Below are 11669 nucleotides of genomic sequence, written 5' to 3'. Positions count from 1 at the left end.
GCCCTACCTCGAGAAATCGAGGTAGGGCTCGTTTAATTGAACTAGGAACTTTTTCGGTGCCCTCGTACTGTAAGGGAGTCATCTTGCGGGTGCCGTTAAAGTGAAATACTAGCGAGATGTACTTATAAAAGGGACGACAAGCGTTTTTATACGCTCCAAGCCTTCCCACATATCACCGGGGCCGTCGTAGATCAGAACATAGGAGCCGTTGTAGCCCGTATTTTGGACCTCTGTTAAATAGGACAAGAAGGTATCCGCATCGGGATATCCGTTTTCGTCATAGTTCGGTTTGCAATGAATCGATACGCTGCGGCCGGCGGTGGAGGCGATTTCCTCCACCTTGCCGGGGCCGCGGTAGTTGCCGAAATCGGTAATAAAACCGACCTCCGGGCCAGCCGTCTCCAGAAGCATCAGGGAGCTTGCTGCCGTAGAGGTAAGCGGCTTGAAATTTTCGGTAATGACGCGTACTCCTTTAGGAGAAGCATATGCTGCTAATTCCTTGAGAGCGGATGCGGCTTGCCGGATAGCGGCATGGTCCGTTGGAGAAGCTTCTCCTGCAATGATGCGGATTTGTTTGGCCCCTGCCAGCGCGGCGACATCGATCCAGCTCCGTATGTAAGCCGTATCTGCCATACGTTTTTGTTCATCGGGCTCGGTCAGGTCGCCATAATCAAGCAGCAGCGTATCGAAAGAGATGCCGGCTGTCTCGAAGGAATGCTTAAGCTGCTCCAAATAATCGTTGTCTGTGGCTGGAAAATGGAAATGACAAATCTCGAGAGCTTGATACCCCCTTGATGCCGCTTCATTTGGCAATTCCAAAAGGGTATGCCGCTGCGGCTGATCCTGTATGCTCAATTGGTGCGTGCTAGACTCCGCATCCCATACGGTCAAGCGTTGGGGGCCAAGCAAACGGTGCAAGCTCCAGGTACTAACGGATAAATAAGCCATGTCATCCCGCCTCATAATTAATATGTTCTTGCTAGATAATAGGATAGCATTTGAAACTCACAAAAAGCATGTATCAAATTTGGCTAATCGTTACGCTGGTTAGCGTTTATGAAAATAAAAAAGCGACCAGTGAAAGCCGGTCGCGAGCAAACTGCTTATATATTCGAGGAAGGGGTCCAGGTTTTTATGCCGTTATCGTCCAGGATGCCCAGAGTCACATCGGAAATGTCGCTGTCTGCCAGCAAACGATCGCGAACTCTATGCTTAATATCAGTCGCAACCGCCAGCGTAAGCTCTTTACGCAGCTCGATATAAGCTTCTACATGATATCGCCGGCCCTCCTGTACGATGCGAAGCTTGCTGATGTCAGTCACGTCCGGATCAGCTATGATTATACCGGCGATCCGCTCCTCAACTTCCTTCGGAGCTGCAACCCCTATCAGGCCGATCATATTGTCAAACCCGACTTTAAAGGCTACTCCAATCATCAGACAGGCGATTAATATGGTGGCGATGCCGTCCATGGCTTTAAACGCTGTAAACTCCGCCAGAATGACAGCCAGCAGCGCAAACAAGGCTCCGAGCGTCGCAACAATGTCCTCGTAGAATACAAGCCTTGTTGGCGGAGCCGCCCGGTTCGCATTTCGGAACGCGGCTATAAACATAGCGGGACCCTTTGCACTTGTGCGGGTTTCCTTAATAATTTCCTTCATTGCTTTGTACAAAATGCTGCCGTCAATAACAATCGCAATGAACAGCACGATAAAGTTTAACCAAAAATTTGTCGATTCTTCTGGATATTTAAGCAGCTTCATGCCTTTAAGAAACGTTTCATATGCCATAATCGTTACGACGATGACAGCGATCATACAAAATAAATTGATAACGCGACCGAAGCCGGTTGGGAATCTTTTGGTTGGCGACCGTTCCGCCAATACGCTTCCCACAAAAACGAAGCCCTGGTTAACGGCGTCCGCGACTGAATGCATGGCAGAAGCAAACATCGTACCGCTGCCGCTGAAGGATGCCGCAACCGCTTTAATCGCGGCGAGTCCCGTGTTTCCAAGAGCAGCCGCAGCTGATGAGGTATTACCTTTTTTGACGAGGGCTAGCCAATCGCTCATTTTGCCAATCAACCTCCATATTTTGGATCATATATAACAAGTTTAGTCTGAAATCGGAGGAAATTCAAATTGCCGCAATCCTTGTCGGTCAGGTACTTGTTTTTGCATAATATCAGGTAAGCATTATAATGAATGAATGACTCAGCTATGAAAGGAAACAGAGAACATGATTAATGTTGTACGCATACAAAACAAAAAGCAGCTGGAGGATGCGTTCCGGATCCGCAAAGCAGTATTTGTAGAGGAGCAGGGAGTAGCGGAGGAAGTTGAAATTGACGAGTATGAGCCGATTGCGGAGCATGTACTCGTTTATGTTGACGGCGAAGCCGCAGGAACGGGAAGAGTGCGCTTCGTCGACGGAACCGCCAAACTCGAAAGAATTTGCGTGCTTGAATCTCACCGCATGCATCGGCTTGGCAAGCGGATTATGCAGGAGCTGGAAGCCATCGCCGCCGAGAAAGGGGCCGGTCAAGCGAAGCTGCACGGACAAGTACAAGCCGCTCCCTTTTATGAAAAATTAGGTTACCGGACCGATTCGGAAGTGTTTATGGAGGAGAATATTCCTCATGTTAAGATGATTAAAGATTTATGACATTAATTATTAATGAGGGAAATTATCCCCTTCAATTCCACATATCAAAGGTTGTCCTTGAATATAGGTAGATCATAAGCTGCCGTTTGCTTAAAGCGGCGTATGCCGGGTACGGGGCAGAGCTGTCTGAAAAAGGGGGGGATAACGCTTGAGACGATATGTCGCCGGGACAGGGGAAACACTTCGAATGATCGCCGGGCTCTGCAAGGTTTCATTGACAGAGCTCGTCTCTATTAATCCGCTTGTAGAAAGCCCGGATACAAAGCTCGGCGGCATTATCGTCAACCTTCCCCCGAAGACTTCTATGAGCGGATCTTCCGATATTACATTTTGTCCTCCTGTCCTGCCGCAGGGCCGGCAGGAGCAATGGGTTCCACTAACTCCATTGTCGCAAATGGAGCAGGTGGAGTACGACGTGCTTATTATAGGAACCGGGGCCGGGGGCAGCGCCTTGCTGTGGAGACTATGCGAGCAGCTTGGGAAAATCAGCGGCAAAAGGATCGGCGTCATCGAAAGAGGAAGGCTGCTGCTTCCGACGCATGCCGTGAATGTACGCACCTTGTGGGATTGGAACCGGATGCTGGAATATTTTTTAAGTCCAACCGTCTCTACGCCGATCGGGATAAGAATGCCGGAATATCCGGGCGCAAGGGTAGTCTACGCACTTGGCGGCAGAACGTTGTTCTGGGGGTTTACTTCACCGCGGCTTCCGCCTTTTGAATTTGCCAATTGGCCGTTTGATTATAAAGAGCTGGAGCCTTACTATAATCTCGCCGAGCAAATGATGAATGTCGCCGGGATCGACACGCCGATTAATCAACTCCTTCTCCGCCGCTTATGGGCCGGAGGTTTTCCTGAGTCCAGGCTTCTGCCGAATGCGATGGGCGACGGCGATAACTTATTCAGCGCAATCAATTTCATTGGAGACGCTCTGCGCCTCGGGTCGTTTGAATTGGCCGTGCAGGCCAGAGCGATACGAATTTTGCACGAAGAAGGCAAGGTCGCTGGCGTTCTAGCGATATCGCGTGATAGACAGTCGTACACGCTGAAAGCAAAAAAGGTCGTCGTTGCGGCAAGCACGTTCGAAACGCCAAGGCTGCTGCTGAGCTCCGATATTCCGGGCAGAGCGATCGGTCATTATCTTACGAATCATACCTATTTAAGTACGCATAGCAGCCTCCCGCCGCAGCATTCGGCGGAAGGAGGAATTTCGTTGATCATTCCGCAAACGGAAGGCCGTCCCTACCAGTTCAAGCTGGGCGCCGGAGGAACGTCGGTCGCTTTTGATGTTTCCGGCAGAGTCCAGTCCCGGTACGAGAACTTCCTTTACTTGAACCATAATCAGAAAGATGCGGACGGCGTTCCGGAAATTCAAGTGAACTTCGCTTACAGCGAAGCCGATTTTGCAGTCGTCCGTCAGATGAAGAGGGCTTTGCTGCAGGCTGCTGAAGCCATGAAAGCGTCCGTACCCGACAGCGATTGTATTTGGCCTCCCGGGTACGACTTTCATGAAGCGGGGACGTGCCGGATGGGGGATGACTCGGCGACATCGGCGACAAACCGGTACGGTCAAATTCACGGCATTTCAGGGCTTTATGTTGCGGACAACAGTGTTCTTCCGTCGACAGGGGCGGTAAATCCTACGCTAACGACGGTAGCCAATGCGTTCCGTACGGCTGATTATATTTATCGTACGCTCGTTTAGATCTTTTCCGTTTGACATTCCGAATTGTTCTTCTTCCAATCCAATGGTTGCTGGGCGAATGCCGTTTCCCGGCGTCTGACTTCACATAGTATAATCCGTATATTCATCGATTGGAGTAGCTTATCCCGATAGTTGAAAGGATGTATGCAGTGAAGATCTTAGCCATTGCTCCAGACCGGCTGCCGCTTCCCCCGGTCAAGGGAGGCTCGGTGGAAGCCGTTATGCATAATGTTTTTACAAGAATGGCAGGCACAGACCAGGTCACGCTTGTCAGCTGTACGCATCCGAAGCTGCCCGGAACGAATGCGGCCGCGAACGGAAAGCTGAAGTACGTGCGTTTTCCATATCCCAGCGGGCGACAGTACATTCAGACGGCTATGAGAAAGCTGCGCGGACAACGATTCGACGTCATTCAAATCGATAACCGGCCTGCGTTTATCCGTGCGATCCGAAAAGCGTTTCCGAAGACGCCGATCGTGCTCTCGCTGCATTCCCTTTATTTCCTCTCGCAGATGAGCCGCAAGAAAGGCCATGCCGTCCTCCGGCAAACCGACGGGGTGGCATGCGTCGTCTCCTCCCTCGCCGCTACGTTTAAAGCCCGATACCCTAAATATGCCGCAAAATTCAAGCCGATTCTGCTTGGCGTCGACACAGACAAATTCAGGCCGAGATCCCGTTCTTATAAGAACGGCATCCGGCAAAAATACGGGTTAAAGAACACTTTCAACCTGCTGTTCGTAGGGAGGATCATTCCGAGAAAAGGACTTCACACGCTCGTGCAGGCAGCAGCGCTGCTTCGCAAGGAGAACAAGAAGGTTACAATCGTCGCTGTCGGCGCCTCCTGGCCGGGGCGGAAAAGCGAAACTCCTTATATGAGGAAAGTCAGGCAAATGGCGAAGCGGCTGAACGTCCCGATCCGGTTTACCGGATACATCACTCCGAATAAAATACATGAAATGTACCACCTGGCGGATATATTCGTTTGTCCGACCCAGTTCAAGGAGGGCTTTGCCTGCGTAAATTCCGAGGCAATGGCTTCCGGCATCCCGCTGGTCGCTTCGGCGCGCGGCGGCATTCTGGAAATTGTACAGACCGGCAAAAGCGGGCTGCTGGTTAACGACTATAAAAGTCCGGCGGCATTCGCTTCGGCGATGTCCCGAATTATGAAAAACCCGGCATTAGGCAGGCGCCTTTCGGCAGGCGGCAGATCGCGGGCCGTTGCCAGCTTCAGTTGGACCAGTACGGTCAATCGTTTGAGAGCCTATTACCGGAGCTTGATGTAACGATGCGGATCCTTATTACCGGAGGTGCAGGATTTATCGGCTCGCATTTGACGGATCGGCTTGTAGAGGACGGGCATGAGGTGACCGTCATCGACAATCTGTCTCACGGAAAGAAGCATCAAGTGCCGCCGCAGGCACGGTTTTACGAAGCGGATGTAACCGGTCCGGAGCTGGACGGCATTTTCGAGGCGTGCAGGCCGGAAGTCGTTTACCATCACGCTGCGCAAATCAATGTCGTCACCTCGCTGCAGCAGCCGCTCAAGGATGCGGGCACGAACATACTCGGGACGCTGGCGCTTTTGATGCATTGCAAAAAATATGGCGTAAAAAAAATCGTATACGCTTCTTCCGCGGCCGTTTACGGGACGCCGCAATATTTGCCGGTGGATGAGCGGCATCCGGTCAAACCGCTTTCCTTTTACGGAATTTCCAAGCATTCGCCCGAGCATTATATCGAAGCCTTTTCCGCATTGTACGGAATCGACTACACGATTTTCCGTTATGCCAACGTATACGGGCCAAGGCAGGATCCGGAAGGGGAGGGCGGCGTCATCTCTATCTTTCTGAACAAGCTCGCAAAGGGAGAGGTCCCGGCCATCTTCGGCGACGGTTATCAAACAAGAGATTTCATTTATGTCAAAGACATTGTGAGCGCTAATGCCGCCGCTTTGACGAGCGGGGGAGGTCGAACGCTGAACGTGAGCTGCAATGTTCCTTCTTCAGTCAATGGGCTGCTGGAGCTTCTTTGTTCATTAACAGGCAACAAGGTAACGGCCGAATATAAACCGGCATTGCCCGGCGATATTCGCCACAGCGTGCTCTGCAACGAAGCGGCGAAATCCGAATTAATCTGGACGCCGCAGTATTCCCTGGAGGAAGGGCTTAAAGACACTCTCGCTTTTGAAAAAATGGCCGATCAGACGAATGATGAGAAATAGAATTAGTTAGATGCATTAAAAATTAATCTCATTAAATAATTGGCGTCCTGCACACAGGGCGTTTTTGTTTTATTCGACAAATTCCGCCGTTGCACGCTGACTGAAAGCGCTTTATAATAAAACCAGAAAGCGGATTATCGATAATCGATAATAGGAAACGGAGACGTGAACGGAATGCAGAACAAGTGGCCGGTCGTATCCACAAACTCGATCAGCGAACAGGTTTATACGATGCTGAAGAAGGACATTCTTTCAGGGGAGCTGCAGCCGGGCACCAGACTGCTCGTGCTGGAAATCGCTAAAAGATTCAATATTAGCCAAGCCCCCGTCCGTGAGGCGCTTGAACGTTTAAAGCAGGCGGGTTTTATTACGGGCATTCCTAATAAAGGCTCGGTTGTCTCCGATATTACCGCAAAAGAAATCAAAGATATATTTGTTTTGAGAGAAATCATTGAAGGATATGCCGTCAGGGAAACGATGAAATCGATGAAGGAAGCGGATTACAGCTATCTGGAAAGCTTGATCAAGGACATGGACGATGCGCATAACCGGAATGACGTACTCGCTATTTTAGAGCTGGATATGGAGTTTCACGGATTTTTCTATAAGCGCTGCGGCAATCATATGATCCTTGAGCTTTGGAACCATATGAAGCTGAAGGTGATGAGGTTTATGGCCATTTCGAACAGGCATTACAAGACCGACGGTCTCGCCGACTGGCATATGAAGCTGGTCGAGGTGCTGCGGGAAGGCGATGCGGAAGCTGCCGGGCAAACGTTTATCGAGCATATGCACTCTTATAAAACGATTCATCTCCATTCGTAACGCATGGCATCAATCAACCTGATAAAAAAGGGGTAATGGATCATGCTTAAAGAGGGATTATTGTTTGAAGAGGATGTTATCTTGACGTGGATGCGGGACCGTTTTTTGCAAAATCTGGTGTCCGGCTCGCGCAGCTCAAAAGGCGATTTGAAGGAAGCCTTGTCGCGTTTGCGACTAAATCCTTATTATACCTTCCCGGCGATTGCGCTGCTGGAGCCTTCGGCTCATTTCCAGGATGAGCACGAGAAGCTTGTTTATGTCGAGAAAATGAGAGATTTTTTGCAGAAGCAGATGACGGACGGAAGCGTTGTTTTTATGGATGAGGAGGGAAGGGTCGCGCTGCTCTTCTCCTGGATGTCTAAGGATATGCTCGAAACGGTCAGCGAAAAGGTGCGGTCATTTTTGCACGATCCTGTTAATATCGGAGTCGGCAAGCCGTGCAGCCAGCTTTGCGACATCCATCATTCTTACAGGCAGGCGGCGAAGGCGCTGCGTCACAAGTTTTACCGGGGGACCGGCCAAATTATAAGCTACAGCGAGCTAGGCGATTACGAGACGCTCGAGCATTATCCGGATGAACGGGAAAAGGGGCTGTTCGACGCCTTCAAAGCTGCCGAAACGCCGGCCGAGGTGGAGGAAGCCGTCCGCGATTTTTATGAAAGCGTCGTACATAGAGGCCCCGTCGCTTGTCAAAGCATGTACGATTTGACGGTCCGGCTGCTGATCGGCTTGGAGAAAAGAGCGGTAGCCGAATCGGAGAACATCGGCGCATACGAGCCGTTTGACGTCATGACGGTGATCAGGCTGGAAACGCTGGAGGAATTGAAGCAGTATGTCATCCGCTTTCTCGTATGTATGAAAGAAGTGATCTCCCATAATCAGAAGGAGAGCCACAGAAGCATCATCAAGAAGACGATTCTGCATATGGAGCAGGAATGCCAATACGCCTCGCTCCAAAGCGTCGCGCAGAAGGTGTATATGACGCCGACTTATTTGAGCCTGTTGTTCAAGACGAATACGGGAAAAACGTTCATCGAGCATTTGACGGACATCCGGATCAATAAGGCGAAGGATATGCTGAAAAGCACGCATTACAAAAACTACGAGGTCGCGGAAAAAGTCGGCTATCAGGATCCGAGGTATTTCAGTCAAATTTTCAAAAAGAAGGTAGGCCTGTCTCCTAGCGAATACCGGGAGTCGGTCGGCAAATAACGAAAGGTTAAATAAACAAGGCTCTGCCGTCCGCATTTGCGCCGGCAGAGCCTCTTTCTTTTTCCTTCGTTACAGTCTTACGTCGCTTTGCGGTCCGCTCCGGTCCGCTTTGCGGGCATCCTCCAGCTCCTTCGTCCAATCCAGATGGCGGTACTCCGCAGCTGCGTCGTCCGTCTCGAACCAGTTCATGAAATCGGACCACAAGGCGAGATCCCAAGCCGCATCGATTTGTGCGGTCGAATAGACGCTGTCCCGCAGCCGCACGAAGCCGAATACGTCCCGTACCTGGGACTTCTCCGCCTGCACGACCGTCAGCTCGGCCAGATGGGGAGGGATGAATATGACGCCGGACGGCGTCCCGAGCACGACATCGCCCGGCAGGCAAATGGCTTTGCCGATTCGGGTCGGCACATTCATCCCGACCATCGTCACGTCCGCAATGGCGGTCGGATCGCTGCCACGGTAGTAGACGTTGATATTATCGATTTCCACCACCTGCTGATTGTCGCGGATGCCGCCCCAGATGACAGCGCCGCCGCGTTTAGTCCGGGTCGAGATCGCCGTCGACAAGTTGCCGCCGACATAGGTGCCGAGGTGAACCTTATCGAACATATCTACGACGACGACGTCGTCCTCGACCAGTTCGTCGATCACCCATTGATTGAAGAAGCCGCGCCGCTGCTCCTGCTCATGTCCGTACTTAAGCAGCGTTTCATGCAGATCGGGCCGCTTCGGTACCATGACCGCCGTCACGGCACGGCCGACCATCACTTGATTCGGATGGATGATTTTGAAATCGCCTTCAAATTGAAACGTATAACCGCGGTTCCACAAAGGCCCCCAGGCCTCCTCCAGTGTAATTTTGCGCATACGTCTTAGAATATCCTCGGATACTTTTGGACGGCCGTTCGGAAAGCGTTCTCCTTCCCATAGCGGCGTAAGCTGTACGATATCTTCCGGATTGTCAAATTTCATATTCGGCACCTCTTCCGTAGTTTTAGGATATTCTTGTCGTTGTTTCTAAGTCTATTGTTAGGGTTTATCCCGCTTTTGTCGATGTGACTTTCTTACGGCATTTGGCTCGTATGTATGAATTTTTCGCACTAAGAAAAATCAAACACTTTCATAAATTCGTCTACTTCCAACATGAAACCGCTTTCGTTTAAAGTAAGGGAACAACAAATAATTCAGCTTGGAGCAATAAGGAGGAGATGACTATTGGAGTAATCGCCGATTCGAAAACCCGTACGCAAACCAAGAGCATGCCCGTTAAAGAGAAAAGCAAGCGAATAAGCGGGCAACAGCTGGCGGGCTATATTTTTATTTCGCCGTGGCTGCTAGGGTTTCTGCTGCTTACGTTATGGCCGATTGCGCAATCCTTTTATTTGTCCTTTACCGAATATTCGCTGCTGGAAGATCCGGTATGGACGGGCACCGACAATTACGTCAACATTTTTACGGATGATGCGACCTTTACGAAATCGCTGAGCGTAACGTTTATGTTTGTTTTGTTTTCCGTCCCGCTCAAGCTGTTCTTCTCTTTGATGGTGGCGATCGCGCTGAACAAAAACATCAAAGGCATGAACCTGTACCGGACGGCGATCTATTTTCCTTCCCTGATCGGAGGAAGCATCGCGGTTGCCGCTCTATGGCGCAATATGTTCGGTCTGGACGGCTATGTCAACCAGGTGCTGGCATGGTTCGGCATTGAAGGCGTCGGCTGGATTTCGAATCCGGACACGTCTCTCGGCACCCTGATCCTGCTCAACACGTGGCAGTTCGGTTCGACGATGGTTATTTTCCTGGCCGGTCTGAAGCAGGTGCCGCAGGAGCTTTACGAATCGGCTTCGGTAGACGGGGCGGGCAAGGTAAGAAAATTTATCAGCATTACGCTTCCGATGCTGTCGCCGGTCATGTTCTTCAACCTGGTGCTCGGCATTATCGGCTCGTTCCAAACCTTTACCTCTGCTTTCATCATCACGAAAGGCGGACCGATCAATTCCACGTATATGTATGCGATGTTTTTATACGAGAAGGCCTTCAAGCATTACCAGATGGGGTATGCGTCGGCTCTGGCCTGGATTTTGCTTTCCATCGTGGCGCTGCTGACCTTGATTAATTTCGCGGCATCGCGCTACTGGGTGTTCTACGAGTCGGATGGGGGGAAAACAAAATGAATACGCTGCGCTCCAATCTGACCAGCCATTTTTCCTTGTCGGCTTTCTCGTTCATTATGCTTTATCCGGTCATTTGGTGGGTGGGCGCTTCGCTCAAGAAGGCCGAGGAGCTCAGCCTGCCGACCATATGGCCGAAGACGCCCATGTGGGAGAACTATTCAAACGGCTGGCATTTTTCGGCGGATTACACGTTTGCGCATTTCTTCGGCAATACGCTGCTAATGGAGCTCGGCAACGTGCTTGGAGGCGTGGCGACGGCGGCGATCGTAGCTTACGGCTTCGGCCGCTTGAACTTCAAGCTGCGCGGCTTCTGGTTCTCCATCCTGCTGCTGACGATGATGCTGCCCGGTCAGGTTACGGTCGTGCCGCAATACATTTTGTTCAATAAGCTTGGTTTCGTCGACAGTTATGTTCCGCTTGTTCTGCCGCATTTCTTCGGGGGCGGCGCGTTCTTCATCTTCCTGCTCGTACAGTTCATCCGCAGCATTCCGCGGGATTTGGACGAAGCGGCGACGATCGACGGCGCAAGCGTATACGGTATTTTTTGGAGAGTCGTATTGCCTTTGCTGAAGCCGGCGCTCGTCACGGTCGGGATTTTCACCTTCATCTGGAGCTGGGACGATTTCTTTGCTCAGGTGCTTTACTTAAGCTCGGTCGATAAGTTTACGGTCGGCTTGGCACTAAGGATGTTCATCGATCAATTCGACATTCAGTGGGGGCAATTGCTGGCGATGTCTCTGCTGTCGATCCTTCCTTCGGTCCTTATTTTCTTCCTGGCTCAAAAGCATTTCGTCGAAGGAATTGCGACTACAGGTTTGAAGGGGTAACGTATTTGCCATTAAAAAAGGTAAAGGGGATGCGTTAA

At 50.9% G+C, this 11669-nt stretch carries 11 protein-coding genes; 8 read left to right on the top strand and 3 right to left on the bottom strand.

What is annotated here, in order from left to right:
- Positions 1-108: 108 nt before the first annotated feature.
- Both KP806_RS04795 and KP806_RS04790 read right to left on the bottom strand, forming a co-directional pair.
- Positions 109-948, bottom strand: coding sequence for a sugar phosphate isomerase/epimerase family protein (locus KP806_RS04795; protein WP_224722387.1), 840 nt, complete (start codon positions 946-948; stop codon positions 109-111).
- 155 nt (positions 949-1103) lie between these two features.
- Entirely contained in the window at positions 1104-2072 is a 969-nt protein-coding gene (locus tag KP806_RS04790; protein WP_224722386.1) for a cation diffusion facilitator family transporter, read from the bottom strand.
- A 169-nt stretch (positions 2073-2241) separates the two neighbouring features.
- Here KP806_RS04790 and KP806_RS04785 point away from each other — a divergent pair, with 169 nt between their 5' ends.
- From KP806_RS04785 to KP806_RS04760, 6 genes are all read left to right on the top strand, one after another.
- Positions 2242-2664: a GNAT family N-acetyltransferase gene (locus KP806_RS04785; RefSeq protein WP_224722436.1), complete on the top strand. Its 423-nt coding sequence runs from the start codon at positions 2242-2244 to the stop codon at positions 2662-2664.
- A 148-nt stretch (positions 2665-2812) separates the two neighbouring features.
- The gene (locus KP806_RS04780) at positions 2813-4369 is read left to right on the top strand and encodes a GMC oxidoreductase (RefSeq protein WP_224722385.1); all 1557 of its coding nucleotides are present in this window, start codon (positions 2813-2815) and stop codon (positions 4367-4369) included.
- Between the two features lie 140 nt (positions 4370-4509).
- Positions 4510-5652 (top strand): glycosyltransferase family 4 protein, encoded by a 1143-nt coding sequence (locus tag KP806_RS04775; RefSeq protein ID WP_224722384.1) that lies wholly within the window; start codon positions 4510-4512, stop codon positions 5650-5652.
- Positions 5653-5654: 2 nt separating this feature from the next.
- The gene (locus KP806_RS04770) at positions 5655-6590 is read left to right on the top strand and encodes an NAD-dependent epimerase/dehydratase family protein (protein WP_224722383.1); all 936 of its coding nucleotides are present in this window, start codon (positions 5655-5657) and stop codon (positions 6588-6590) included.
- 174 nt (positions 6591-6764) lie between these two features.
- On the top strand, positions 6765-7415 hold the full coding sequence (locus KP806_RS04765; protein WP_224722435.1) for a GntR family transcriptional regulator: 651 nt from the start codon (positions 6765-6767) through the stop codon (positions 7413-7415).
- Positions 7416-7457: 42 nt separating this feature from the next.
- Positions 7458-8627 (top strand): helix-turn-helix domain-containing protein, encoded by a 1170-nt coding sequence (locus tag KP806_RS04760; RefSeq protein WP_224722382.1) that lies wholly within the window; start codon positions 7458-7460, stop codon positions 8625-8627.
- A 69-nt stretch (positions 8628-8696) separates the two neighbouring features.
- On the opposite strand, the gene KP806_RS04755 is transcribed toward KP806_RS04760, so the two are convergent.
- The gene (locus tag KP806_RS04755) at positions 8697-9602 is read right to left on the bottom strand and encodes an RraA family protein (protein WP_224722381.1); all 906 of its coding nucleotides are present in this window, start codon (positions 9600-9602) and stop codon (positions 8697-8699) included.
- A 287-nt stretch (positions 9603-9889) separates the two neighbouring features.
- Between KP806_RS04755 and KP806_RS04750 the strand changes: the two genes are divergently transcribed.
- Both KP806_RS04750 and KP806_RS04745 read left to right on the top strand, forming a co-directional pair.
- Positions 9890-10804 (top strand): carbohydrate ABC transporter permease, encoded by a 915-nt coding sequence (locus KP806_RS04750; protein WP_224722434.1) that lies wholly within the window; start codon positions 9890-9892, stop codon positions 10802-10804.
- Positions 10801-11631, top strand: coding sequence for a carbohydrate ABC transporter permease (locus KP806_RS04745; protein ID WP_224722380.1), 831 nt, complete (start codon positions 10801-10803; stop codon positions 11629-11631). Before KP806_RS04750 ends, KP806_RS04745 begins: the two co-directional genes overlap by 4 nt.
- Positions 11632-11669: the final 38 nt, after the last annotated feature.

Origin of the sequence: Paenibacillus vietnamensis, from assembly GCF_020169515.1 — a bacterium.
Taxonomy (GTDB): domain Bacteria; phylum Bacillota; class Bacilli; order Paenibacillales; family Paenibacillaceae; genus Pristimantibacillus; species Pristimantibacillus vietnamensis.
The sequence above is the reverse complement of the archived record's forward strand: the minus strand, read 5'-3'. Positions and strand labels throughout refer to the sequence as shown.

What these genes read in the sequence shown, in the direction of transcription:
- KP806_RS04795 (WP_224722387.1), bottom strand. Translation starts at nt 948, where the DNA reads ATGGCTTATTTATCCGTTAGTACCTGGAGCTTGCACCGTTTGCTTGGC.
- KP806_RS04790 (WP_224722386.1), bottom strand. Translation starts at nt 2,072, where the DNA reads ATGAGCGATTGGCTAGCCCTCGTCAAAAAAGGTAATACCTCATCAGCT.
- KP806_RS04775 (WP_224722384.1), top strand. Translation starts at nt 4,510, where the DNA reads ATGTATGCAGTGAAGATCTTAGCCATTGCTCCAGACCGGCTGCCGCTT.
- KP806_RS04770 (WP_224722383.1), top strand. Translation starts at nt 5,655, where the DNA reads ATGCGGATCCTTATTACCGGAGGTGCAGGATTTATCGGCTCGCATTTG.
- KP806_RS04765 (WP_224722435.1), top strand. Translation starts at nt 6,765, where the DNA reads ATGCAGAACAAGTGGCCGGTCGTATCCACAAACTCGATCAGCGAACAG.
- KP806_RS04760 (WP_224722382.1), top strand. Translation starts at nt 7,458, where the DNA reads ATGCTTAAAGAGGGATTATTGTTTGAAGAGGATGTTATCTTGACGTGG.
- KP806_RS04755 (WP_224722381.1), bottom strand. Translation starts at nt 9,602, where the DNA reads ATGAAATTTGACAATCCGGAAGATATCGTACAGCTTACGCCGCTATGG.
- KP806_RS04750 (WP_224722434.1), top strand. Translation starts at nt 9,890, where the DNA reads ATGCCCGTTAAAGAGAAAAGCAAGCGAATAAGCGGGCAACAGCTGGCG.
- KP806_RS04745 (WP_224722380.1), top strand. Translation starts at nt 10,801, where the DNA reads ATGAATACGCTGCGCTCCAATCTGACCAGCCATTTTTCCTTGTCGGCT.